General features: G+C 58.2%; 20 protein-coding genes. 11 read left to right on the top strand and 9 right to left on the bottom strand.

Annotated features, from left to right (window positions below; all coding sequences use genetic code 11):
- Positions 1-140: 140 nt before the first annotated feature.
- Complete coding sequence (locus FHT87_RS02900) at positions 141-1,316, bottom strand: adenylate/guanylate cyclase domain-containing protein (RefSeq protein WP_183799323.1); 1,176 nt, start codon at positions 1,314-1,316, stop codon at positions 141-143.
- A gap of 252 nt (positions 1,317-1,568) precedes the next feature.
- Here FHT87_RS02900 and FHT87_RS02905 point away from each other — a divergent pair, with 252 nt between their 5' ends.
- The gene (locus FHT87_RS02905; RefSeq protein ID WP_183799326.1) at positions 1,569-1,766 is read left to right on the top strand and encodes a hypothetical protein; all 198 of its coding nucleotides are present in this window, start codon (positions 1,569-1,571) and stop codon (positions 1,764-1,766) included.
- A 42-nt stretch (positions 1,767-1,808) separates the two neighbouring features.
- On the opposite strand, the gene FHT87_RS02910 is transcribed toward FHT87_RS02905, so the two are convergent.
- The 7 genes from FHT87_RS02910 to FHT87_RS02940 form a co-directional block, all read right to left on the bottom strand.
- Entirely contained in the window at positions 1,809-3,644 is a 1,836-nt protein-coding gene (locus FHT87_RS02910; RefSeq protein WP_183799329.1) for an ABC transporter ATP-binding protein, read from the bottom strand.
- Between the two features lie 33 nt (positions 3,645-3,677).
- Positions 3,678-4,874, bottom strand: a complete 1,197-nt coding sequence (locus FHT87_RS02915) for an aminotransferase class V-fold PLP-dependent enzyme (RefSeq protein ID WP_183799332.1) — start codon at positions 4,872-4,874, stop codon at positions 3,678-3,680.
- A 51-nt stretch (positions 4,875-4,925) separates the two neighbouring features.
- Positions 4,926-5,441: a RidA family protein gene (locus tag FHT87_RS02920; protein WP_183799335.1), complete on the bottom strand. Its 516-nt coding sequence runs from the start codon at positions 5,439-5,441 to the stop codon at positions 4,926-4,928.
- Between the two features lie 23 nt (positions 5,442-5,464).
- Positions 5,465-6,673: an amidohydrolase/deacetylase family metallohydrolase gene (locus FHT87_RS02925; RefSeq protein ID WP_183799337.1), complete on the bottom strand. Its 1,209-nt coding sequence runs from the start codon at positions 6,671-6,673 to the stop codon at positions 5,465-5,467.
- The gene (locus FHT87_RS02930) at positions 6,674-7,543 is read right to left on the bottom strand and encodes an ABC transporter permease (RefSeq protein WP_183725210.1); all 870 of its coding nucleotides are present in this window, start codon (positions 7,541-7,543) and stop codon (positions 6,674-6,676) included.
- On the bottom strand, positions 7,543-8,484 hold the full coding sequence (locus FHT87_RS02935) for an ABC transporter permease (RefSeq protein ID WP_183799339.1): 942 nt from the start codon (positions 8,482-8,484) through the stop codon (positions 7,543-7,545). Before FHT87_RS02935 ends, FHT87_RS02930 begins: the two co-directional genes overlap by 1 nt.
- A 78-nt stretch (positions 8,485-8,562) precedes the next feature.
- On the bottom strand, positions 8,563-10,089 hold the full coding sequence (locus FHT87_RS02940) for an ABC transporter substrate-binding protein (protein ID WP_183799342.1): 1,527 nt from the start codon (positions 10,087-10,089) through the stop codon (positions 8,563-8,565).
- Positions 10,090-10,828: 739 nt separating this feature from the next.
- Between FHT87_RS02940 and FHT87_RS02945 the strand changes: the two genes are divergently transcribed.
- The 9 genes from FHT87_RS02945 (at position 10,829) to FHT87_RS02985 (ending at position 23,663) form a co-directional block, all read left to right on the top strand.
- On the top strand, positions 10,829-11,098 hold the full coding sequence (locus tag FHT87_RS02945) for an SDR family oxidoreductase (protein WP_183727185.1): 270 nt from the start codon (positions 10,829-10,831) through the stop codon (positions 11,096-11,098).
- Positions 11,099-11,500: 402 nt separating this feature from the next.
- Positions 11,501-12,001 (top strand): hypothetical protein, encoded by a 501-nt coding sequence (locus tag FHT87_RS02950; RefSeq protein ID WP_183725216.1) that lies wholly within the window; start codon positions 11,501-11,503, stop codon positions 11,999-12,001.
- On the top strand, positions 12,001-13,269 hold the full coding sequence (locus FHT87_RS02955; RefSeq protein ID WP_183725217.1) for a hypothetical protein: 1,269 nt from the start codon (positions 12,001-12,003) through the stop codon (positions 13,267-13,269). The genes FHT87_RS02950 and FHT87_RS02955 overlap by 1 nt, the downstream gene beginning before the upstream one ends.
- Positions 13,270-14,493: 1,224 nt before the next feature.
- Positions 14,494-15,492 (top strand): NAD-dependent epimerase/dehydratase family protein, encoded by a 999-nt coding sequence (locus tag FHT87_RS02960; protein ID WP_183725219.1) that lies wholly within the window; start codon positions 14,494-14,496, stop codon positions 15,490-15,492.
- Positions 15,493-15,525: 33 nt separating this feature from the next.
- Positions 15,526-16,704, top strand: a complete 1,179-nt coding sequence (locus FHT87_RS02965; RefSeq protein WP_183725221.1) for a glycosyltransferase — start codon at positions 15,526-15,528, stop codon at positions 16,702-16,704.
- Positions 16,698-19,709 carry a glycosyltransferase gene (locus FHT87_RS02970; RefSeq protein WP_183725224.1) on the top strand — a complete coding sequence of 1,004 codons (3,012 nt, stop codon included), beginning with the start codon at positions 16,698-16,700 and terminating at the stop codon, positions 19,707-19,709. The genes FHT87_RS02965 and FHT87_RS02970 overlap by 7 nt, the downstream gene beginning before the upstream one ends.
- A gap of 6 nt (positions 19,710-19,715) precedes the next feature.
- Positions 19,716-20,801, top strand: a complete 1,086-nt coding sequence (locus FHT87_RS02975; protein WP_183725226.1) for a glycosyltransferase family 2 protein — start codon at positions 19,716-19,718, stop codon at positions 20,799-20,801.
- Positions 20,798-22,540, top strand: a complete 1,743-nt coding sequence (locus FHT87_RS02980; RefSeq protein WP_183799344.1) for an ABC transporter ATP-binding protein — start codon at positions 20,798-20,800, stop codon at positions 22,538-22,540. Before FHT87_RS02975 ends, FHT87_RS02980 begins: the two co-directional genes overlap by 4 nt.
- Before the next feature lie 10 nt (positions 22,541-22,550).
- Entirely contained in the window at positions 22,551-23,663 is a 1,113-nt protein-coding gene (locus FHT87_RS02985; protein WP_183725230.1) for a glycosyltransferase family 2 protein, read from the top strand.
- A gap of 44 nt (positions 23,664-23,707) precedes the next feature.
- On the opposite strand, the gene FHT87_RS02990 is transcribed toward FHT87_RS02985, so the two are convergent.
- A complete protein-coding gene (locus FHT87_RS02990; RefSeq protein WP_183725232.1) occupies positions 23,708-24,622 on the bottom strand; it encodes a DMT family transporter in 915 nt (304 codons plus the stop codon).
- Positions 24,623-24,919: 297 nt separating this feature from the next.
- On the opposite strand from FHT87_RS02990, the gene FHT87_RS02995 reads away from it, so the two are divergent.
- Positions 24,920-26,122 carry an ROK family transcriptional regulator gene (locus tag FHT87_RS02995; protein ID WP_183725234.1) on the top strand — a complete coding sequence of 401 codons (1,203 nt, stop codon included), beginning with the start codon at positions 24,920-24,922 and terminating at the stop codon, positions 26,120-26,122.
- The last annotated feature ends 15 nt before the right edge of the window (positions 26,123-26,137 follow it).

The following is a 26,137-nucleotide window of genomic DNA, read 5'->3' on the forward strand; positions in this document are numbered from 1 at the left end:
GCGCTACGAGGTCGACCTGTCATCTTTGTCCACAGTCCGCTCCATGGCCGAGACGGGACGAAATGATGGCCACCGTGTCGAGCTGCGGCGGTACAAGCTTTTCCATGGCTCCGAGCGGGAGCCGTAGCGACGGCCCAGCTTCAATCCGGCCAGGCATAAATCACGGCTGGACGAGCGACGCCTTTGAGTGGAAAAATGCCGGCTTTCTCGAAACGGCCTGGCGCCTGCAAAACGAAATCGGCGGATGCAAGCAGGCTATGGCCGATTTCGTCGGCCAGCTTCTCCATGCGCGCCGCCTCATTGACCGCTCTACCAATGGCGGTGAAGTCAAGGCGGCGGGCCGCGCCGACATTCCCATAAAAGACTTCGCCGACGTGAAGCACGATATCGACGAGCAGCTCCGGCTCCCCCGCTTCCGCCCGCCTGCGATTGACGTCGGCATTGGCATTCATTGCAGCACGCGCCGCCGATAAGGCGCGGTCACAAGCCTCAGCCGGGTTGTTGATATCGGCGGAGAAGATGGCAAGCAGACTATCGCCCATGAACTTCAATATTTCCCCGCCCGCTTGTTCGACCGGAGCGCCGATCGCCTCGAAGTGCTCATTGAGCCAGGCAACGATGCGTTCGGGCGCATGTTTTTCATTGAGCGAAGTGAAACTCTTGAGATCGGCGAGAAGGATCGCTGCGTAAACCGCCGTACCGTCGCCACGACGGATATGACCGCTCAGAATACGATTGCTGGTCCTGGTGCCTGTATAAACGGCCAGCACATCCGCCGCGACACGCGTGGTGGCGATGCGGCAACAGGCGAGTGACAGCGCCGGCACCAACCTCTCCAGATCGGCAATCAGCCTGTCCGAAAAGCCATCGGGGTCATCAACGGCGATCGAAAAACTGACGCCCGCCAGCGCAGTATCGCCGGGGAATGAAACGAGCTTCGTCAGATAATCGGTCGCTCCGAGCTCCGCCAGCTCAGTCAGGAGAGGAATCGGCGGAACATCCGGTCCCGGCGGCAATCGCCAGCGGGCATATTGCAGGTTATTCTCCAAGAGATAGGAGATGGGAGAGCGCCGGAACAATTCCTGACCCGCCTCATCATACCCTTGAACCTCGGTCGAGAAGCCGGAAGAGCGATACCAGGCAACCGAAAATCCCCGTTGCAGGGGGTCGATCGACGGCATCGCGATCGAGGCACGAAGGATCGGATATCCGAGATCCGTCAGCCGTTCTGCAACACCTTGCAAAATGGTCTCGATCGTATCCGTCGATAGTCCTTCGGCAATGATCCAATCGATCAGGTCCTGCAAGCCAGGCATGGTCACGTCCTTTGGTCCCCGAATTTGTGGAGGTTTGTCCTTCTACTCCAATTTCGTCATTGGTCCATCGGCCGTGTCATTCCCAGGCAAGGATGGCGCTGTTGCAAAAAATTCGACACTCACGTCGATTGAGGTAAGATGCATGGAACAAAATTGCCGCAGCCGCGTCATCTCTCTCTTGGACACAAAAGAGTCTGTTATCGCCCTAACAAGAAGCACAACCCCACTTCGAGGAAGGAAAGGAATCTGCCTATGACCGTACGAACTGTTGATGTTGTGCCGCATGACGATCACGTGGTTACGGCCAAAGAGGCCCTGGAGGGACTTTATCTCAGGCTCGAAATGGAGGCGGAGGTTCGGCTCGTCGCCGCGGCGTTGCGCGCCGGCTGGACGGCAGACGAAGCGCTGGACGCAATCGACCAGCTCCGGGCTGACGATACGAAGCATTGAAACAGCACCAGACCGCGCAGCCGCCGAGCCTTGTCGGCGCGCTTAGACGGCCACCAGATGCCCCGGTGATATCTCACGATACTCAAGCGGCTTGATCTTATAATCGACAGGCCGGATGGGGCTCTTGATCTCGTCATTGGCGACAGTCCGCTTTTCGCGGCGGCGATCGGGATCGGGAACCGGGACGGCCGACATCAGCTTCTTGGTGTAGTCATGCTGCGGGTCACCGAAGACGGCGGCCCGCGGGCCGATTTCGACGATTTCGCCGAGATACATGACGGCGACGCGATGGCTGACGCGCTCGACGACGGCCATATCGTGCGAGATGAACAGGAAGGCGAGGTTCAGGCTCTCCTGCAGATCGAGCATCAGGTTGATGACCTGCGCCTTGATCGAAACATCGAGTGCAGACACACTTTCATCCGCCACGATGACTTTCGGCTCCAATGCAAGCGCACGCGCAATACAGATACGCTGGCGCTGGCCGCCGGAGAATTCATGTGGGAAGCGCGAGGCCATGTCGGGCGTCAGGCCGACCTTGGTAAGGAGGTCCGCGACGCGCTCCTTCGCCTGCTTGCCGGTCCCCATCCTATGCTCCAGATAGGGCTCGGCAATGGCATCGCCGACGCGGATGCGCGGATTGAGGCTGGCGAAAGGATCCTGGAATATCATCTGCACAGTCTTGCGCATCTGGCGCATACCCGCCTTGTCGAGCGCCAGCACATCCTTGCCATCGGCAATGACGGAACCGCTCTGCGCATCGATCAACCGCATGATCGCGCGCCCGGTTGTCGATTTGCCGCAGCCGGACTCACCGACGAGCGACAACGTCTCGCCGGCATGGAGATCAAAAGACACGTTCTCGACCGCATGGACACGACCGGTCAACTTGCCGAAGAGGCCGGAATGAATGTCGAAGCGCTTGGTGAGGTTCTTGACCTCCAACACGGGACGGGATGTCGCAGCAACCGTGTCGGCAGTCTCGACCGGACTGTTCGATTCCCCGGTCGCGGTATTGACCACGGGAAAGCGCAACGGCCGCTCATAGCCTTGCATGGAACCGAGAACCGGCACGGCCGACAGCAGGGCGCGGGTGTAGGGATGCTTGCCGCGATGGAAAATATCCGCCGTTGCTCCCGTCTCGACCTGCTCGCCACGATACATGACGACGGTGCGGTCGGCGATCTCGGCCACGACGCCCATGTCATGGGTAATGAACAGGACCGACGTGCCCTCTTCCTCTTGCAGCATCTTGATCAGATCGAGGATCTGGCCCTGGATCGTCACGTCGAGTGCCGTCGTCGGCTCGTCCGCTATCAAAAGCTTCGGCCGTGAGGCGAGCGCCATGGCGATCATAACCCGCTGGCGCATGCCGCCGGAGAAGCGGTGAGGATATTCATCAAAGCGGGAGGCGGCCGAGGGAATACGCACCTTTTCGAGCAGGCGGATCGTCTCGGAGCGGGCTTCGGTCTTCGACATCGACCTGTGGCAGAGCAAGGCCTCGGAAATCTGGTCGCCGATCGTGAAGAGCGGATTGAGGCTCGTCATCGGCTCCTGGAAGATCATCGCGACGTCGTTGCCACGGACCTTGCGCATCTGATTTTCGGCCAAGCCGAGGAGATCACGGCCGCCGAGTATGATCTTGCCTTCGATACGGCTCGAATCCACCTGCAACAGGCGCATGATCGACAGCGAGGTCACACTCTTGCCGGAGCCGCTTTCACCGACGATGGCGACCGTCTCACCCGGTGATACGTCGAAGGAGACATTGCGAACGACAGGCTTCCAGGCGCCATCGACCAGAAACGATGTCGTGAGGTTCTGGACGGAGAGAACCGGCTCCGCCGTTGCGATGGATTGTGCCTGGATGCCTGTCATGATCGCTTCCTCAACTTTCTCGGGACTTCCAGATCAATCCGGCCACTTCAGCACACCGTCGAAGCGGCGCTTGCTGCGGTTTTCAAAAGGCGTTGCGATGATCTCGTTGGAGGCGCGCGCCTTGTCGAGTTCCTCTGCCAGGCGGCTTGCGACGATCTTCTCTTGACCCGGATGCAGGTTGCAGGGATCGAGATAGAAGTAGCGGTGCTCGACTTCATGGTCGCGCACGATGATCGGCGGAGAGCCGCGGCCGAGCGCATCGGCGAGATCCCAGGCGGTGATGTGCGCCTCATCGGTGTCGATGATCACGCGCATGCGGTCGAGCGGGTTGTTGGTCGGGTCCGGCTCGATCAAGGCGGTCACGCCCGGGCGACCGTCCAGCGTCTGCTTCCAGAGATTGAGATAGCTCATCTCACGCTCGCGGATGCCGGCATGATCGCGCTTTTCCCAGGCTTCCAGCGCCGCCATGACGCCGAAGATGCTTTCCTTGCCGACCTTCATGCCGCGGCCGATGCCCATGTTCTGCAGGAAGGCATTGCGCACCAGTTCCTTCTTGCCGGCGACGATGCCCGAGGTCGGGCCGCCCAGAAACTTGTGGCCGGAATAGAGCGCCACATCGGCGCCCAGCTCCAGGAAGATCTTCAGATCATATTCCGAGGCAGCATCGACGATGACGGGAACGCCCCTGGCATGGGCGATCTCGACAAATTCCTTAAGGTTCAGAAGGCCGTAATCGACGACATGGTGCGACACGACATAGACGGCCGCTGCCGTCTTTTCGGTAATCGCGTGCTCCATGTGGAAGCGGTGCGTAGAGGTCGCCTGACCGACCAGCACCACCTTGCCGCCAGCAAGGCGGATCGCCTGATCGACCGGCGCGCCGTAGCTGACGACGTGTCCCATCTGGACGAGAACTTCGTTCTTTTCGGAGACGATATCCGGCAGCTTTTCGATGGCGAGTAGGTTGTTGCCGGTGATCGCGCCGGCGACAGCAAGCGAAATGCCAGCGGAACAGGATGCGGTCACAAAGCCCGCTTCGCCGCCCGTCAGCCGCGCGATGACGGCGCTCGCCTTGCGCTGCAGATCGTTGATCTCGACAAACTGCGGCAGGATCGACGACATGGCAGCAACAGCTTCGGGAACGACGATCGATGCGCCGAGGCTCGTCATGGTGCCGGAAACATTGATGACCGGGCGAAGACCGATCGATGTGCGGATGTCCTCAGACATGGGTGTCTCCAATTTCAATCTGTTGGGTCGAAACGATCACGCGCATCCTCATTAATCCCTGAGCGCGACGATAGCCTCGATTTCGACGGTGATGTTTCCTGGCAGTGAACCGAAGCCGACGGCCGAGCGGGCATGCGGTCCGACCTCTTCGCCGAAGACGTCGATCAAGAGATCTGAGCAGCCGTTGATGACGGCGGGATGATCGAGGAAATCCGGCACGGCATTGACCATGCCGAGCAGCTTGACGACACGCTTGACGCGGGAAAGATCGCCGAGCGCCTCATGCATGACGGAAAGCAGATTGATGCCGGTCACCCGGGCGTGGCGGTAGGCGGCCTCGACGTCGACCTCGGCGCCGACCTTGCCGACATGCATGAATCCATCAGCCTCGCGCGGCCCCTGCCCCGACAGGTAGAGCATGTTGCCCTCCTGCACATGGGTGACGAAGTTGGCGATCGGCGGCGGCGAGGCCGGAAGCGTAATGCCAAGCGCAGCAAGCCGTTCATAGGGCAACGTGCTGATGGTGCCGGCGGTGGCGGGAGACTGGTTCACGCAAACTCCTGTCATGCGATTTCTTTTATGCTCTGGTCTTATCGGTAGGAATAACCGTGGCTGTGGCGCACCAGCTTGCGGGCGCGCGGCACATAGCGGCTGGAGGTGAAGGCCTCGTTGCCGATGACCGCATGACGCGGCTCGAAGAGCTTCTTCAGCACCGAGACATCGCCATTGGAATCCGTCGCCTCCAGATCGGAATCGACCAGATCGAAGACCGTGAACTCAGCCTGTGCGCCGACGGATAGACGGTCGTCCATCGACAGCTTGATGACCGAGGCCGGTGCATGGGTGACGGCATCGATTACCTTGTCGAAGGGCATGCCGACCGAGAGCAGCTTCGACATGGTGGTTGCCAGATCCCAGACCGGGAAGTTCATCGAATGGCCATGCAGGTCGGTGGAAATCGAGAAGGGCAGCAGGCCGCGGGCGATTGCCGCTTCCGCCACCTTGAAGGAGAAGGAGGCGCCGCCATGGCCGATGTCGAGGCGGATGCCTTCGGACGCACAGCGTTCGGCGAGATTGAAGAGGTCTTCGTCCTCCATGATGCTCGAACCCGCCTTGCCGTTGAAGCAATGGGTGACGACATCGCCGGGGCCGAGGATTTCCAGCACCTCGTCGTAAAGTGCCGGCGGTTCGCCGACATGCACCATCATCGGCACTTTCAGGATCTTGGCGATCTTCTTGCCGAGTTTGACGGGGGTGACACCCCAGGAGCCGGTGATCACGTGGCTGGCGCGCACCTTGATGCCGACGATATGCTCGCTGTTTTCTGCATAACATTCGAGGATGCGGTCGAGGTCGATATCCCTGATGTCGCGCAGTTCCGCGACACGGTTGCAGGCAACGAGACCGATGGAACCGAGATTGAGGAAGGCCTTGATGCGTTCCTTGGAGGGCTCAATGATATATTCGCGGAAGCCATGGAAGCTGGCTTCACCGGCAGAGCCGGCATCGACCAGCGTCGTCACGCCGCGCTCAAGACCGCAGTCGGACGGGCGGATCGAGATATCGGTGCCGCCGTGCCAGATATGCACATGCAGGTCGACCCAGCCAGGCGAGACGAAGGCGCCCTTGCCATCCACGCGCATCACGTCGTCAGCGACCGAAAGCTGCGGACCGAGCCTGGCGATCTTGCCATCGGCACCCACCAAGATGTCGATCGCGCCATCAGGCATGCCAGTACCAAAGCCGACAGGCTTCACATTGGTGAGGAGGAGCGGCTTGCCCGCCGTTTCACCGGTCATTCAAAGGTCCTTTCGAAGTTTGGGATCGAGCATGTCGCGCAGACCGTCACCGACCATCTGGAGCGAAAGCACGGAGAGAATGATGGCGATACCCGGAAACAGCGTCATCCAGTCGGCCTGACCGATATATTGGCGACCGGCGGCAATCATCGTGCCCCAGGTCGGGATTTCCGGGCTGACGCCGAGGCCAAGGAAAGACAGGCCGGCCTCGGCGAGCATCGCGCTCGCGAAGAGAAACGTCGCCTGCACCAGGATCGGCGAGAGCAGGTTCCTCAGCACATGACGCGTCATGATATGGAAGGTCGAAATGCCAAGCGCTTGAGCCGCCTCGACATAGGGCAGTTCACGGATCACGAGAGTCGAGGCCCGAACGATGCGCGCAAGACGTGGCGCATAGACGATCGACAGCGCAATGATGACTGTCGTCAGCGACGGGCCAAGAGCCGCGACAAGTGCGATCGCCAGCAGAATGTCGGGGAAGGCCATCATTGCGTCGATCAGCCGGGCAATCGGCGTATCGAGGTTCTTGAAAAAGCCGGCAAGCAGGCCGAGCGTGATGCCGATCATGGCCGACAGTGCCACGACCGCAGCCCCAACCAGCAGGGATAATCGACCAGCAAAGATGGTGCGCGACAGCACATCCCGGCCGAATTCATCCGTACCGAAGAAGTAGGTTCCGCTCGGCGGCTTCAGCCGGTTGACGATCGAAAGCTTTGATGGCGAATAGGGAGCAACCCAGGGCGCGAGGATCGCCAGCAGCACGAAAATCACAAGGACGAGGACACCGATAGCGACGGTCTTGCGCTTCAGGAAGCGGCTCAGGAATTTGCGGCCTTCGCTTTCGGCCGGTTTGATCGCTATATCCGTCATCAGTAGCGCACCCTCGGATCAACGAGCAGGTAGAGCATGTCGATCGCAAAATTGATCAGCACATAGAGCGCTGCAATCACCAGAAGCGCCCCTTGAATGACCGGGTAGTCGCGGCGCAGAACGGCTGACACGACGAGATTGCCGACGCCCGGAAGACCGAAGACAGTCTCGGTAACGACTGCACCTGAGATCAGCACGGCAGCGGTCAGACCGAGAACCGTGAGGATCGGGATCAGTGCATTCTTCAGGGCATGTTTGAGGATCACCCGGCGCTCGATCAGGCCCTTTGCCCGAGCGGTCCGGATATAATCGTCGCCGAGAACATCGAGCATCGAGGCGCGCGTAAAGCGCAGGATGAGCGCCGAGGAGACGATGCCAAGCGCGAAGGCAGGCAGCGTCAGGTGATACATGCGGTCGAGGAAGGTCGAGCTCGGTCCGCCATATCCTGACACTGGGAACAGGCCGAAGCGTACGGCGAAGACCTGCATGAGAATGAGACCGAGCCAGAAACTTGGGATGCTTGCGGCAAACATCGCAAGCGTCGTTGCCGCTTGGTCGACGAAGGAGCCACGACGGTAGGCGGCATAGATGCCGATCGGCAGCGCGATAAGGCTAGCGATGACCAGCGAGAAAATCGTCAGGAAGAAAGTCGGTTCGGCGCGATCGAGCAATGCCGAGGTCACCGGCATGTTCAGGAAAATCGACTGCCCGAGATCACCCTTCAGCAACTGGCCGATATAATAAAGATATTGCACGCCGATGGACCGGTCGAGGCCAAGGCTGGCGCGCAGATCGGCAATGTCCTGCGGCGTTGCATCGGGGCCGAGCATGACGGCTGCCGGATCGCCGGGCGTGACGCGCACGATGACGAAGACGATTGTGACGACGAGGAACATCACGACGATCATGCCAAGAAGGCGCTGGAGAATGTAGCGTATCATGAAGTCTATCCCGGTGCCGGGCGGGCACAATGGAAGAAGGATACCGGTGCGGGCACACCGGTATCCCGCGATGGAGCGTTACTTCTTGATGGACGCGTTCCAGAAGTACGGCCACGGAGCCGGATCGACGCCTTCAAGCTTGGCCGACTTGGCCGAGACGGCATTGAAATCGCCGATCTTCATGTAGGGCAACTCGTCATACATGGCCTTCTGAACGTCGGCCCACAGCGCAATGCGCTTCTGCGGATCGACCTCGGACGTGAAGGCATCGACGACGGTCTTGCGCGCCGGTGTATCCCACCAGCCGGGCGAGCTCGGAGACAACGAACCGATCAACGCCGGTTCCGGCAGGAAGGGGCTGTGGGTGATGTAGATATCCCAGAGCTTCGGATCGGTGCGGCGCTGTGTCAGCGTTGCCCAGTCGACGACCTGCAGGTCGACGGCAAAGCCGGCTGTCTTCAGATATTCGGCGGCGACCTGCGCCATCTTGTAGTGGAATTCGTACTGGCGGCTGGTCAGAATGCGGATCGGCTCGCCATTGTAGCCGGCCTTTTTCGCCGCTTCGGCGGCGCCTTCCGGATCGGCGACATTGTAGTTACCCTCGACACCCGCATTGGTATTCCAGACGTACGGCTTGGGATAGATGTCGCCGTCGAGCGTGTAGAAATCCGTGCTGCCGAAAGCGGCGGCGAGCATGTCTTCCATGCTGAGTGCCTGGCGGATGGCCTTGCGGACCTCGACGTTCTTGGCAAGGCCTTCCTTCGTATTGAAGACAAAGACCGGATAGCCGAAAGGCTTCAGGATAACCGGCTGCGATGCGCTCGATGCCTTCAGCTTGTCGAAGGATTCAACCGGGATCGAGTCGACATAATCATACTGGCCGGAAACGGCAGCCTCGACACGCGTGTTCGGATCCGGAACCGGCACGAAGCGGATTTCGTCGAGATATTGGTGGCGGGCACCGCCATAACCATCGCTCTCACCATCGCGCGACTTGTAGCCGTCGAAACGGGCGAGCTGGATATACTGGTCCGCCTTGCGCTCCTTCAGCATGTAGGGACCGGTGCCGATGAATTCCTTCATCGGTTCATCCTGCTTCTCGGAGGGGATGATGATGGCGGCAGAATTGTTGAAGGCGAGCAGCGAGGTCAGCGGCGCATAGGGCTGCTTCAGCGTGATTTTCACGGTTGCCGGATCGACAGCAGTGATGGAGTCGATAAAGCCTGCAACCTGCTTGCCGCGCGAGGCGATCTTCATCCAGCGGTTCAGCGACGCGACGACGTCTTCCGAGGTCATGTCGGAGTTATCATGGAATTTAATGCCGGTGCGAAGTTTGATCGTGTAGATCTTACCGTCCGCGCTGATCTCAGGCAGGCTTTCGGCCAGAAGCGGCGTGACATTCCACTTCTTGTCGAACGTGTAGAGCGTTTCGAAAATGTGCTGCGTGACGATACCGACGAGGTCAGCGGTCGAGGACATCGGATCGAGCGTCGGCGGCTCTCCGATCGTCGCGACGTTGATCACGCCACCCTTTTCCTGAGCCATCAAGGTTGTCGGCAAAGCGACCAGCGCAGTGCCGAGAAGGAATGCGACAAAAGTCTTCATTTCATGCTCCCGGTTTAATGTTCCACAATTATGTTATGTCGAATTTTATAATAGACTATCGACGGGAGTGGTCCTGTCAATCGGGAAAGTGGTCCTTCAGCGGAAATGCGTCGCTTGCGATTTCATAGCGATGCTCCTCAGAATCTGGCGTTTCGGCCGACAGACGCACTAATGTTCCTTTAGCTTCGGCCGAACGGCGTTAGCCTGAGGTCCTCGGATGTAGTCCATCTTAGGTCCGAGCTCGTGATTCCGAGAGTCCTCAGTCTGAGAAAGGGACCATATCCGCGCTGATTCTCGTCTGACTTGGACATCTGCTGGCGCGAAATCGTGTACGTCGAAGGATCTCGTCGACCTCCGATTGGACGTCCATGAGGCCCCACCCAACCCGCCAAATATTGCCATTTTCGTAGCTCGCCGCCGATGACTCTGAGCGGCAGAATCTTAGAAGTTGATAGTCGCGATGAACGATGCAGTGCGACTTGCTAAAGCCAAACGGCGATGACGAAGATTACGGCATCACTTTGGATGCCCATCAAAAGTCGCAGCTCACTAAGTTACACGCTATGGCGAAGGCGTACAGGTCTGCACTCGACAGCTTGGATTTAGGGGACGAAAGCGCCTCCCATCATCGATATTTTGCTGGACGCAATAAGCAGGGGAAACGCTCTCGCGCTACCCTCACTCATTGGCTTCGCATAGCGGCATTCGATAGGGGAAGAGTGAGCGGTCCAAGAGAGCGATAAGGCTCTTTACGATAACTCTCGCGCTCGAAGTTGTCGGCATGAATATCCGGGTCAATTCCGTGCATCCCGGCGCAATCGCCCCACCCTACGTATCGCCTTACCTGGAAGATCCCGAGAGCCGCCAAACCGTCCTCGCGCGCACTCTTATGAAACGTTCTGGTGAATCGGCCGAGATAACCAAAGTGGTGGCGTTCCTCGCCTCCGATACGTCTTCGTTTATGACTGGCTCCGAAGTGGGCGTCGACGGTGGCTTTTTGTCAACGTGATATCATAAGAAAGGCGTCGGCCACGTTTACGCGCGGCAGCGCCACCCGCCTGCCTCAGCGTTCCGCCTGATCCATCCCCGATAGGACGCAGCCACCGCCCTTTCCGCAGGTCCATTTGTAGTCGTACTCAACAATTCCAACAAAAAACAACTATTGCCGAATGTAAATGTCGGTTGTATTATTGCAAACTGCTACCTGTTAAGATTTCCAGGAGGGAAACAGATGGGTAAAACTTTAATCTTGATCGCTCTTGTGGTTGGAATTTCGTTCGGCTTACCAGGCGTCGTTGACTATGCTCATGCCGGTCCTTGTAATCCGGCCGTGCAGACCTGCGGCTAGTTTCTACAATTAATCTGAACTTCAGAGACTCGGGTTGGCGCGTCTCGGCGCGAGGGCTGGTTCATGTTTCTTTTCAGTCCGACATTCTGGCTTGGTAAAAGTGAGTCCCTCGCCCAAGATTTGGTCGGGTCATTCGTAAAAACCGCGCTGATCGCTGTCTTCGCGTTCGTCGTAATGGAATACGCGAAAGATCTGATGGAACTCTATGACAAGCGTCGAGCGCTTGTTCAGTTTCAAAATAGCACGGTAACAACCACGATTGCCTCGCTGCAAAACAGCTACAACACACAGTTTGGATGCCTGGCAACTTTGGCCCAGTTCAAAAAAGTCGAGTGTTTGAACGGTTTGAGAAACTTCCGGGTCGGGCTGGATTCGCAACAGGATGTCGTTTCCGGCGTCCTGGGTAACCAAGCAAGTGCCCTGGAAACACTAGCTGCTTCTGTCGATGCACTGTTATCCGCTCAGACCGATGCTTTGAGCTCGGACGAATTAGCCAGGCTGTCGAAAGCAGCGAAAAAGAACTTACGATCCGCGATAGATGAGCTCGCTCAGGAGATTCAGTGATGTCCCGTTGGGTCCGTGCATGGGGCTTCTTACTCATTTGTGGCTTTGCCATTGATGCGCTGGCGCAAGAACCTATCGGACGCTGGGTAAAGGTTGGAACCTTCGCGCTTTCAGGTTTCGCGCCTAACGCTGAACGCGAACATACTTACCGGGGCGCGGCGAAAGAGCGCTCTCGATTGCTTTCGTTTATGCCACCAATGACAATTGTATTCCCGGATTTTCTGGGATTGCTTACAAATGCCAACATTCCCAACGGATACGTCGCCGGGATTACCCAAACGGGCACTCCGATCATCGTATTGGACCAAGAACTTTCCAAAACGAAATTCGGCACCTACGACACACATGACGTGGTGATTCATACGGACCATGATGCTTGCAAAGAGCTTTACTGTGATCTGGATGCCGATGGCCGAACGGTCCGGGGAGGTCAATCGTACAAGCTGATGGATGACTCGATTGGAGGAAACATTCACCTTTTCAACGCCCAATCGGAAGCGGACTTTTACTATCGTGAGGAGCGTTTCAAGCAGCTGGAGCGCCGCGGCACGCTGACCCAAATGAAGGGCCGCATTATTCCACGTTGGGAAATTTACGAGGGTTACGCCAAAGAATTGTCTGTGGGATGCGGGGGCAGCCATCCTTCAGGGGCGAAGTTCCAGGCCGACAGCGTGTCCTACGAAAGTTCTCCGGCTACTTGGGCGTTGAATGCACCTCAGTGGAGCGTAAAAGCAGCGGACCTGTTTGTCGGAAGCGAGGTCGAGAAGGTCGGCGACGCTTATGTGGCCGAGCTTACGAAAGGCGTCCACGACGTCACTGCAGGAGATACCCCAAAAGACGGGTACCAATCTGCGATTGATTTTACAGTCTTCGCATACCGCGATCGCGCCACGTCCCCATCGAACTTTGAATACGCAGTCCTCATTTCCATAGTCGCATGCGTAGAGCAGCCGTTTAGTGACTTCGTACCCAGTTATGTTCGCGAAGCCCATTTATATTTCGACGACGAGCGGTTTAAGCTTCCTCAGCAATTGAGTGAAGATAGCAAGTTAGCGCTCTCGAACCGGCTGGAAAGATCGTTTTTGTACAGTGTCAACTCTCCTCGACAATACGAGCGACTTTTCGGCATGCTCGCCGAGGGTCTTGATGCGGAATCTTCAGACGCACGCTCGAACCTAGTCGCGGTCGTGATCGCCAGACTTAACGCAACTTGCGACGGACAGCGTCGCGCAGCATGTGCTCGTATTGTCGATGCAAGCGCCAAGTAGAGGCGTGGTCTTGTTCCAAAACGGACTCAGGGAAGTTGAAATCAACGAGCGAGTGTATCGGCCGCAATGACACACGTAAATCTATCGCGTCATAGTCGAAGTGTCAGCAGATCGAACGATAGGCGAAACTCAACGGACAAGCGCTACTGGCGCATGTCCGTAACATCGCGCGGATTTCAGACCTGCGCATAACCGCAATCGACGTGGTAATCTGCGCCGCTCAGGTCCGAAGCCAGGAAAGCCACAACTTCTGCGACTTCCCCGACGTACCGAGACGACCTAGTGGCGTCCGGCTCGAGAAGTAGCCATAGACGTTCTCAGCTTCTTCAGCGGCTAGCTTCGAAAGGCCTTCGGCTCCCAATCCTCACTGTCGACCCCGCACGGAATAACCGCGCGGATCAAGATTTTCAAATGCGTCAGCAGGCGGGCCATAGCTAAGCGGCCAACTGGCAAAAACTACAGGAACTGTCTTTCGGAAAACCTGGGAAATCTCGGATTTTTTATGATGCCTGCAGGAAGATTTTAAAGGGCCTGGCTATTTCATGCCGTTTCGCGACGGTGCAGGCGACCTGGTGCGTATTGTTGAAGGCGAGAGAAGCTCCGTCGCCTTTGAAGCCCGCCTGACAGCGGCAGTCGGTCTAAATAGGACCGCGTACCCCGAATTCCTGCAAATCTCTCGGGTCTTGCCGAGCCCGATTTTGAAGACAGCCCATCTGGCCTTCTGGAGTTAATTCCAAAATTAAGTGCGCTCTGGCTAGCCTATCGCCGCATTCGTCAATGGCGTCGATACTCACCCAGAAGAAGTACATCATGTCGGACTTAAGTCCGTGTTGTGCGGCGCAAAAAAAAGTTAGAACGCGCTTATGTCGCTTATTATCGAGGACATTGAGGGTGCGTCGAAGGCGGCCGCCGGGATCCACCCTCCAAAACGGCGTATGAGCTGGCGATCACTCCGTCGGTGCATCAATTTGCATATAGAAGCGCGGCAAAAATCTAGAAGCAACTGCCACTCGACCGGCCTCAAGCATCGTTGCGTTCGACGCAAAGGAGTCCGGAGCATCTTTTTCAACTCAGGCGCGGCTACGCAGATTAGTTGCAATTATCGATATTAGACCGAGATTTCAACACTAAATTCCAGAAAAGCGACCATATTATTGACCATTTTCTCAGATTGAAAGCATTCAAACATAAGAAAAGAGAAACGTATCATCTGCTGGAGAAGTCATGAAGAAAGTGCTTGTGGCGGGCGGAGCCGGTTTTCTCGGATCCCATTTGTGCGATAGGCTTTTAAATCGCACCGACATCGAAAAACTGGTCGTTGTTGATAACCTTTGGACTGGCCGTGAGGCGAATATTTCTCATATCCGAGATCCCCGCTTCCAGTTTGTGCGATCCGATGTTGAAAACCTTCAGACGTCGGACAAGTTTGACGAAGTATACCACCTTGCTTCTCCCGCATCGCCACCGTGGTATATGAAGGAACCCAAGAGAACCATTTCGGCAAATCTCATCGGAGCGTTCCGTCTTCTGGACCTTCTGAAAAAAGGAGGACGCTTCTGTTTCACCTCGTCCTCGGAGGTCTATGGCGATCCCCTCGTCTCACCGCAGCCGGAGTCCTATAAGGGCCAGGTCGATTGCACCGGGCCACGCTCATCCTACGATGAAAGCAAACGCTGCACCGAGTCCTTGCTGTTCGAGATGCAGCGCACACAAGGTCTGGACGTTAAAATCGTTCGACCCTTCAACGTATACGGACCGAGGACACGGCCGGACGACGGCCGCGCCGTCTCCAATTTCGTCGCCCAGGCCCTGACCGGCCGCCCCATTACGGTGTTCGGGGATGGCCTCCAATCCCGAAGCTGGGGCTATGTCGACGACATCATTGACGGCTTCGCGCGTTATTTCTGGATGAACGAGACGGATTATAGAGGGCCGCTTAACGTCGGGAACGATCGGGAGATCGCAGTCCTGGAAGTGGCTCAGTATATTTCGCGCCTGATGGGTGGTATTCCGATCGTCTTCGAGCCCTCACCGCCGCACGATCCGACAAACAGACGGCCGGATCTGACGAATGCAAATTATGTAATGCCCGAATGGTCGTGTGCGATCAGCTATGAGGAAGGCGTCGCAAAGACGCTCGACTGGTTCAGGCAGGACATGAAAATCACTGCGGCAGAGGTGGCCGAGGCGGGCTCCCGCCGGCTGGCCAAGGCAGGACGCTAAACAGTTCCCCGGCATCTGGTGCAGAGTGTAACAATGAGCGACGTCATCCCGCATGACATGAAAGACAATGTCTTTCCTGTGCCTATCCGATATCTGGATCTTTCATCGGATGACGTCGGTGCCAATGCCCCGGCCATTGACACCGGGCTTGTCGTCTTCGTCTCCGAAGGCCTTCCCGTCGGTCAGGCCTATATCGAGGGGTCAGAAAGCCCGGCCGCGCTGGCTGCGCACGCCGTGTTGCCAGAAACCGTTGAACACGCTCGGGATGTGATGCACACGCCGATCAGGAACCGCGACGTCAGCCTCCTGATCTGCACCAAGGATCGGCCGGACGAACTGGCCAGATGTCTGGCATCGATCCCCAAGCAGTCTCTGCCTCCGGCTGAGGTCATCGTCGTCGACAACGCCTCAACCGGTGATGGCACGCGCCGCGTCGTGGAGGCGGCCGGCGCGACCTATGTGCGCGAGAACAGGATCGGGCTGGACTATGCCCGCAATGCCGCCGTGCGCGCGGCAAAGACCGAGTTCGTGGCGTTCACGGATGACGACGTGGTCCTGCATGAACGCTGGCTGGAAAACCTGATGAAGGCCTTCGATCGGCCCGAAATCGGATGCGTCACCGGCCTTGTCCTTCCCGGCGAACTTTCCACGCCCGCGCAATTGATATTCGAAACCCATTGGGGATTTGGCAGAGGCTATAAGCGCCTGGATTTCGGCCAGGACTTCTATCGCCAAAGCGCACCATACGGGGCACCTGCCTGGTTGATCGGCGCGGGTGCAAGCCAGGCGTTCCGGCGCAAGGTATTCGACGATATAGGATTGTTCGACGTGCGGCTGGATATGGGTGCGGCAGGGTGTTCGGGCGATTCCGAATTCTGGAATCGCCTTCTCCATCACGGGGGTACCTGTCGCTACGAGCCGACGGCGGTTTCCTGGCATTTCCATCGCAAGGAGATGAAGGGGCTCGCCAAGCAGATCCGCCAATATATGAGCGGCCATGTGGCAGCCTTGCTGGTCCAGTACCAGAACACCGGAAACCGGGGCAATCTGCGGCGCATCCTGGTCGCGTTGCCGCGATATTATCTCCAGAGGTTGAAGAAACGGCTGCCCAACGGAGCGACCTCTGACACCTTCTTTCTCAAGGAGGAAATACTGGGGTGCCTGAACGGCGCCTGGTATGTCCTTCGCCGCTGGAAGATGCCGGCATGGTAACCGCATCGAAGCCGGACATATCGTTCCTCATCCCCGCCTATAACGCGGCAGAAACTCTGGCCGACTGTCTGGGCAGCCTGCAAAAACAGTCGGTGTCGAACTGGCAGGCGGTAGTCGTCGATGACGGTTCGAAAGACGATACCTGGAATGTGCTCGAAGGTTTTGCGAAAGCGGACAGTCGGATTCTGATCCATCGCCAGGCGAATGCCGGCGCATCCGCAGCGCGTAACACTGCCGCCGGGTTTGCGACTGCCCCTTTTTTCTGCATGCTTGATGCGGATGACTGGCTGGATCCTGTTTTTATCGAAAGCATGCTGCCGGTCGCTGCGGATGGCGCTCAGCCGGTGATTGCCTGCTGCAGCTATCGCCGCGTCACACCGGATGGCCGGATGCTGGGGATCGAAATACCCCCTGATCTCGCCGGCGACAGGGCAAAGCGGGAGTTCTCGTCGTTCTGTGCCCAGGCCATTCATACGGTGGTCTTTCCCAAGGATCTTTTCATCAAGCTGGGCGGCATGGATGTCGAGCTGCAGACCTGCGAGGATTGGGATCTCTGGCTTCGCATGGCGTTTGCAGGAGCAGCATTCCGACAGATCGACCAGTGCCTTGCATTCTATCGCATGAAGCCCGGCTCTCTCTCGGGCGATCCGCATAAAATGGTAAGGGACGCGGTCCGTGTTACCACCAGGGCGCAAGCCCTGGGCATGGAAGGGAAACAGCCGGCGGACGATGAGGATGCGCGGTGGACGGCGCCGGCTCTCGGGCAATTGCGGATGCTAGCATGGGCCGCTTCGGCCAACCTGTGTGTGGGGGCCGATCTAACCGCGCTGGCAGAGCTTCTTCCGGAATTTCCCAACGCCGCAGGTTATGAAGGCTTCCTCGCCGCGGTGATACTGCATGGATTGCAAACAGGTCTGGCAGTTGCGAATGCCGCCGATCTCGTCGATCTGCAGGAGCGTTGGAAACCAGCATTCCTCGACATTGTCCAATTGCTCGAGCAGCACTCGCTGCCCGGGACCGGGCGTCGGCTGAAGGAATTCATTGTCTGGTCGATCTCGGCGGCCGACATGTCGCGTTCCTTCGTGCTTGAGCATCTGCAGGTGGCTGTCGTCGATGCTGGCAAACTGATCCCTATTAGCAAGGTGGACGAGGCCGATACGCTGTTGCTGCAGGTCTTTTCCGGAGGGCGACATATCGGATCCTATGTCGGCCCCCTGTGGGGAGACCTCTCTGTTCGCGCTCAACTCAGGCTCATCATCGATGAACTGCGAGCTGGAAGGCGCTTGCCCACGCCTTTGACCTTTTCCTATGCCCGCTTCTGGGTAGCCGAAGCCATTCGCAACGCTAGGGTTTTGGGCAAAATCGCCCGTCAACGGCGGGGGCGACGGCGACAGCTTGGACAGCTTTCCTACGCGATACGTCGGAACGCGTTTATCAAGTCTGCGGCAAAGGGAGTTGGGGACAATGACGCGCGCCTGTTGGAGGTGCAATCGCGTTACGAGCGGCGGTTCACCGGACCGGCTGCTGAGGCGAGCGACGCCTCTCCCGAAACGGAAGGCAAGCAAACGGCTCTGCCGGAAGCCGCGACGAAAGAGGAATATTGGGAACGTGTTTTTGAGCGCCCGGATCCGTGGAATTACCTCTCTGTCTACGAACAGGTCAAATACGAGCAGACGCTGAGCCTTATTCCCGACGGTATAGAAAGAGCGCTCGAGCTCGCCTGCGCAGAAGGAATTTTCACGGCAAAGCTTGCACAGAAGGTCGGTTTCCTGACGGCCACGGATATTTCCCGCCGCGCCATTGAAAGGGCGTCCGAGAGATGTCGGGAGTGTCCGAACGCGGAGTTTCGCGTCCTGGATTTCGTCGGGAGCGAACTTCCGCCCGAGCAGGATCTGATCGTCTGTTCGGAGGTCCTGTACTATATGGACGACGAGAAAATCCTGGAGCAGGTATGCCGGAAGATCGCGACGGCCTTGAAACCGGGCGGTTGCCTTGTCACGGCGCATGCCCATATCCGTCGCGACGAACCCGGCAGAACCGGTTTCGACTGGAATAATCCGTTTGGCGTGGGCACGATCAAGAAGGTCCTGTCGAACCTGCCTGATCTTGTGCTGGAAGAAACGATCGAGACCGAGCTTTACGCGGTTCATCGGTTCGCAAAGCGCAAGTCGGCAACACCGGCCGTGCGTGTCGAACCCTACGGCGTCCCTCTCGATGCCGATGTGGCCAAGCACATCATCTGGGGGCCGGCCGGTGTCGATCGCGGGTCGGCATGGACGAACGAGGCTACGACTTCGGTTCCTGTGCTCATGTATCACAGAATTGCGCTCGACGGGCCGGACGCACTCCGTCGATTTCGGGTCGCGCCGGAGGTCTTTCGCAAGCAGATGCAGTTCCTCCGGCGGCAGGGCTATTATACGCTGACGGCCCAGAACCTGGCCGCGCTGCTGCGTGAGGGCAAACCCATCCAAGGACGTCCCGTCGTCCTGACCTTTGACGACGCCTATCTCGACTTTCTCACCGCCGCCTTCCCCATTCTGGCTGAGAACGGGTTCGGCGCAGACGTTTTCGTGGTAACGGACAAGGTCGGTGGCCGGTCGGATTGGGATGCCGCCTACGGGGAACCGGCCCCGCTGATGTCCTGGGCCGACATCAGGATCCTGCAGCGGCAGGGAATCTGCTTCGGATCCCATTTGGCGTCTCACAGGCCGGCAAGTTCGCTCGACAATGCTACATTGCTGGGCGAAGCGGCTCTGTCGCGCGATGCGCTTGAAAGCCGGCTGGGCGAGGCTGTGACGTCCATCGCCCTTCCCTTCGGCTCCACCGATTTCCGCGTTCCCGGCATTCTTGCTCACACCGGTTACGAGATCGGCTTTTCGACAAAGCCTTCAAGGGTGAGCTCTGCCGACCATGCACTTTCCCTGCCACGCCTTGAAGTTCGCGGCGACCTTCCCCTCGAGGCCTTTGCCGAGTTGATGGGCCAACCCGATGCGTTCATTGGATAGCAAGCGATGAGCGCCGATTTCCTCCCTTTGGTCACGGTCGTCATTCCGGCCTACAATGCCGAGAAAACACTTATTGGGACGCTTCTGAGCGTATCGAACCAGACCTATGAATGCCTCGAGATCCTCGTGGTGGACGATGGTTCACAGGACAGAACCTACGAACTGGCAAGCGAATATCGCCGCAAAGATCTGCGTGTCAAAGTCCTGCGACAGGAAAATGGCGGCGTGGCGCGTGCCCGCAATCACGGAATCCGCGAAGCGACCGGAAGCTACATCGCGCCGATCGATGCCGATGATCTCTGGCACCCCCGCAAGATCGAATTGCAGGTCCGGGCTTTAGGAAACTTACCGGAAGGACGAGGGGTCGCTTACAACTGGTATGCGGCAATCGACGCTGATGATGTGATTTTCAGCCACTCGCGGCCCGTGCTGTACAGAGGCGACGTCTTCGAAATCATGGCTCGGGAAAACTTTATCGGCAACGGCAGCACGCCGCTCATGCCTCGCGCGGATGTCCTGGCATGCGGCGGCTATGATCCGGCGTTGCGTGATCAAAAGGCCGAGGGATGCGAAGACCTGAAACTTTATCTCGCACTCGCCGAAAGGCTGCCTTTCGCCGCGGTTCCTGGTTTTCTGACCGGATACCGATTCACTCAGGGAAACATGTCGAGCAACGCCCACCGCATGCTGAGATCTCATACCCTGGTGATGGCAGAGGTCAAGAAACGTCACCCGCATCTTGCCGCCTCCGTCGCCGTTGCGGAATTCGACACGGCACGATGGTATTTCGACAAGGCGATTTCCAGTGGAGACCAAGATCAGATCAGGAAACTGGCACCGATGATCGCCAGACGGTTCCCTGTGAAATTCGCCGTCCATGGCGCTCGCCTCGTCTGGCGCGCAACCAAGAGTCGAGCGCGGCGACTGGCAAATCGACTGCCAAAGCATCCAACACCATTTGCCCCGCCGATGCTAGACGGAGCGATGAGGATCGCATTTCCTGAAAGCGGTACGTCATTCCATGATCGCGTTGAAGCGGCTGCCGCCGGTCGGGCCGGTCAGCCCATCAAGCCGCACGCTGGTGATGCATGACGACGATCCGAAAATCCGTTTCCGGCAAGCCAACAGGCGCCTTCAACCTGGTCATCGCGGCCCGTTTCCGAGAGCTTCTGCAACTCGTTCCAGGGCTTCGGATGAAGACCTCGGTGATGATCGTCGTCGGCATCCTGAGCGGTCTGATGGAAATGGTCGGGATCACCTTTCTTGTCAGCCTCATTTTTCTCCTCGGCCAGCAGGGTTCTGCTTCCGGCGCAGCTGTCGGCTGGCTTCCCGCATTTTTCGGTGAGTTCGATACCGCGATCTCGAAGCCGATGCTGGTCACCATCCTCATCTGCGCGATCGTCCTCAGGATCGTGCTGGGCTTTGCCAACTCCATCATTGCGAGCACTGTCAGCCATCAGATCAGCGATCGCATTCGGCGTCGTCTCTATTCAAAAATCCTGGCGATCCCGTTCCAGCGCTTTCAGCATTACGAGCGCAGCGACATCATGAATGTGATCGCCACTGAATCCTATGCCGTAGCTTCGGCTCATACGAGCCTCGTTCGTCTCGGGATCAGTCTCGGGACCATTGTCATCTTCGGCGCCGGAATGCTGGTGATGGCATGGCCGATCGCGTTGCTCGGACTTGTCTTCGGCGTTATCCATAACCTGACGCTCGGTCTTTTTGCCGATGCCTACCGGCGTATCGGCGAGACCGCCCTTTCGGCGGTGGAGGACCTGACGCAATTAACATGGACCACGCTTCAGGCCTTAAAGGCGGTGAAAAGCTTCGGCCTGGAAAACCGCCATGAGAGCATTTTCGATGCCCTTTCCAAAGATGTCGGGCAAGCCTGGTCCCGTTCCGACCGTTTGGGCGCGGCAACGTCGCTATTGAGCGAGGCGCTGACATTCGGCGTGATTCTGACGATCATCCTGTCTTCGCAGTTTCTCCCGGTGGATTTCCGCGCAGCCTTGTCGGCCACTGTCCTTCTCTACAGGCTTCAGCCGCATATCAAGGACTTCGACTCTCAGATCCTTGGCCTCCATGCCCTGGAGGCCTCCTTGCAGAACGTTCTCGCGATAATTTCCGAAGCGGATGATGCGCGACAAGCCTCCGACCGGGAAGAGCTGCGACATCTACAAGGCGAGATTGTTTTCCATGATGTTTCCTTCTCTTATGAAGGCAGCAGCCTTCCCGCTGTCAGCCATGTCAGCTTCTCTATCAGGACCGGCGAGACGACCGCGCTGACAGGGCCGAGCGGCTCCGGCAAGACAACCATCCTCAATATGCTTCTCGACCTCATCCAGCCGACGGAGGGTCGCATCACCCTCGACGGCAAGGATCTTTCGACCATCGAACGATCAAGCTGGTTGCGGCAACTTTCAGTCTCGGGCCAGGATGTCGAACTGATGGAGGGCACGGTCCTCGACAATATCCGCTTCCGTCGCGAGATCTCCGAGGAAGATGTCCGTTGGGCCGCCGATATGGCCTGCGCAACTGAGTTTATAGAGAAATTACCCTACGGCTTCGACGAATGGCTGGGCGATGAGGCAATAAGGCTTTCGGGCGGCCAGCGGCAGCGCATTGGCCTGGCGCGGGCGCTCGCCGGCCGGCCTGAGATACTGCTCCTGGACGAAGCGACAAATGCGCTCGACGAGGCGACGGAAGCGAGGGTGCTTTCCCTCCTGCTTAAGGAATATCAGGGCCGAACGCTGATTATCGTCAGCCACCGACCGTCCGTCGCCAGCCTGATGAAGCATCAAATCTGTCTCGTCCCGGCTTTGGCATAAGGAAGAAGCGATGGATCGAGGAGACGCTTTTCATTCCACCCTGCCGCTGGTTTCCGTGGTCATTCCGGCCTTCAATGCTTCGACGTATATCGAGCGCACGCTTCGATCCGCTGCGCGCCAGACCTATCCGGCCCTGGAGATCATCGTCGTCAATGACGGGTCCACCGATGACACGGCCAAACTGGTCGAGCAAATAGCGATGACGGATTCACGGATCCGCCTCCTGTCCACACCAAACCGCGGTGTAGCTGCCGCAAGGAATACCGGAATCGAGACATCGTCAGGTCAATTTGTGGCATTCCTTGACGCGGACGATCTCTGGCACCCGATGAAAATCGAGAAGCAGGTAAACGCTCTCAATCGCTTGTCCCCGCGATGGGCTGCGGTCTACGTGCTGCATTATGTCATCAATCATGACGACGAGATCATTCGCCCCGGCGGGTCCAATGTCGCTCGGGGATATATCTATGCCCGACATCTGACTTTCAAATATATAGGCAACGGAAGCGCGCTTCTTGTCCGACGGGACGTTGCACTCGAGATCGGTGGGTTTGATAGCTCCTACGCAGCAGCGGGTATCGGAGGCTGCGAAGATCTCGATTTCGAACTCAGGCTAGCCGCACGTTATTGCATCGAAGTCGTCCCCGAACGCCTGGTGGGATACAGAGAGTATCCGGGCAATATGTCATCCAATCACGTACGAATGGGCCAGGGTGCCTTGGAAGTTATCAAGCGCTCGCTGGCCGCAAATCCGCAGCTTCCGAGATACGCAGCCAGGAGCGCTGTCGCACTCACTCAAAAATATGCATTCCAGCAGTACAGAGAAGCCAAGAGCCTGCATCTGTCACTCGTGACTGCTTGGGCGATTTTTCAAAGGGATCCACGTTTCATACTTGAATTCGCATGGCAATCCAGCCGGCGCTTCATGAAGCGACTGCTGACACTCAAGACAAGGACAGCGCAGGGTGAAGATCCGCCGCAATCGAATAAATCGAGATTCGACGAGCAGATCACCCCTTCGCCTGTTGAATGCCCGGAGGGGACGGTGCGGTCGCAACGTCATCTGATGCGGCTCACTGTCATGGATGCCAGGCTGGGTTCAATTTGTGAAAGCGCCGAGTGAAAGGCTCCCCGGGGTACTGAAATCGCCACAAGACCACGTGACCTTTAATGCCCGTCGGGCGGCACGTCAGATTTGGACGTGACGTCCACCATGTTCTTGCGATGGAAGATGAAGAGGCCCGCGAGAACGATGATGACAGAGCCGACGAGAATCTGCTTGTCGGGCAGTTCGCCAAAGAAAATGTAGCCAAGGACGATTGCCCAGAGCAGGAGGCTATATTGGAGCGGCGCAAGCAGGGATGCCGGGGCGAGCTTCAGCGCGCGCGTGATCATCATATGCGCGCTACCCGCGACGATGCCGAGCGCCAGCATGGCGGCGAACTCGCGTGCCGACGCGGCACGCCAGTCGCCAATGCTCAGGATCAGACCTGTGACCAGCGCACCGACCGTCTGCCATGTGACGAGTGTGACATCGCTCGTCTGCCGCAGGCGGCGACCAAGGATCAGCGTCAGCGCGAAGGAAAGGCTGCCGATCACGCCGAAGATCGATGGCCAGGACAACATGGCCGTCGAAGGCCTCAGTGCAATCACGACACCGATGAAGCCGATGATGACGGCGAGCCAGCGACGCCAGCCGATCGTCTCGCCCAGGAAGAAATGCGAAAGAGCGGCGACATAGATGGGGCCGGCCATGTAAAAGGTCATCACATCGGCAAGCGGGAGATAGGCAACTGCGGCGTAGAAGAAGGCGACGTCACCCGTCGTCAGGATAACCCGCAGGATTTGCAGCGACACACGCTCGACCTGCAACAGCGAGCGAGGTCCTTGCCTGGCGATCATCGGAGCAAGGATGAGAAAGGAACCGAACGAGCGGATCACCAGGACCTGGCCGACCGCAAAGCTCGCCACCAGCCATTTGCCCATGGCGTCATTCAGCGAAAACAGGAAATCGCCAAGCAGCATCAGAAGTACACCGAAGAGCGCTGCGTTTCCCGCGGTCCGGCTGACGCGCAAATTCATGATTCGTCCCAATTGGTTAGGCTTCTTGTCTCCCATAGAACTTCATCCTGCCATCGTCGATTCCTGACTGAGGATTTTCATGACAGAACTCTAATCATTGAGAGGAATTCCGTGCTTGTTCGGCGTCGTCAATCGCATCGATGGCAGCGACACAGCCGTTAAAGTGATATGTGAAGAGCGACCAGAACAATCGGCATCAACAGTCGCCGCGATCACATTGAAAAGACTGAACACTTCTCCCCTTTCCTGCGTGATCGTCTTGTGGCAATGGTGAGGCTCAAACTCTGTAAAGACATCATGAAAGCGATTTCAGGCACCAATCTCGAGCAGGCCAAGTCACACAACAGGCGTGTCGTGATTGAGGCGATCCGCACCAACGGTCCGCTGTCGCGCGCCGCGATCGCCCGCATGACGGCGCTGACGGCGCAGACGGTCTCGAACATCGTCGAGGAATTGCAGCGCTCGCACCTGCTCGTGCCTGCGAAAGCGCAGAAGCTTGCCCGCGGCCAGCCGATCATTCCCTATTCCATCAATCCGCATGGGGCCTATTCCATTGGGCTCGAACTTGGCCGCCAGCGCGCCAGTGGCGTGCTGACCGATCTCTCGGGCGCCGTCTGCGCGCGCATCGAACGCCATGTCGAACATCCGCATCCCGAACAGGCGATGCCGGTGCTCGGTGCTATTGTCGAGGATCTGCAGCAGGCATTTTCCTTCGATCGCGACAGGCTGCTCGGTGTCGGCATGGCCCTGCCCGGCCGTTATGCAGACGGAGGTATCACGTCACTCAGCCCGCAGAGCCTACCCGGCTGGCAGAATTTCCCCGTCGGCTTTGAGCTCGAACGGCGCGTGAAGGTGCCGGTGCTTGTCGAGAATGACGCAACGGCTGCGGCCATCGGCGAGCGCCTGCACGGTGTTGCCCGCGGCTTCAGCAGCTTCGTCTATCTCTTCCTTGCGGGCGGCGGCGGGATCGGCGCCGGCATGTTCCTCGACGGGCATCTCTACAAGGGCAGCCGGCACAATGCCGGCGAGATCGGCCACATCATCGTCGAGCCGCATGGTCGGCTCTGCAGCTGCGGCAAGCGCGGGTGCCTCGATCGCTACGTGTCGCCGACTGTCGCCTATGAATTCATGGGCATTGCGAATGCGGAAGAGCTTTTGCCGGATCAACTCGACGCGCTGATCGCCAAAGGCGGCGAAGGCCTGGATGCCTGGCTGGATCAAGCGGTCCAGCCGCTGCGGCAGACCGTCGATTTTCTGGAACTGGCCTTCGATCCGCAGACCATCGTGCTTGGGGGCAGCATATCGACATCGCTGATGCAGCGGCTCGCCGAGCGGCTGGAACCGCTGCACATTCCGATCGACCCCAACCAGAAGCGGACGGTACTCCGCGTCATGATCGGCATGACCGGCAAGGATACAGCGATCCTCGGTGCCGCGGCCCTGCCGATATTTTCCGAGACCAATCCACGCTTCGACGTTCTGCAAAAGCCGCTTGGCTAGGGAGATTGTCGACGC

It is taken from the genome of Rhizobium sp. BK316 (assembly GCF_014193695.1).
In the GTDB taxonomy this organism is placed as follows: Bacteria; Pseudomonadota; Alphaproteobacteria; order Rhizobiales; family Rhizobiaceae; genus Rhizobium.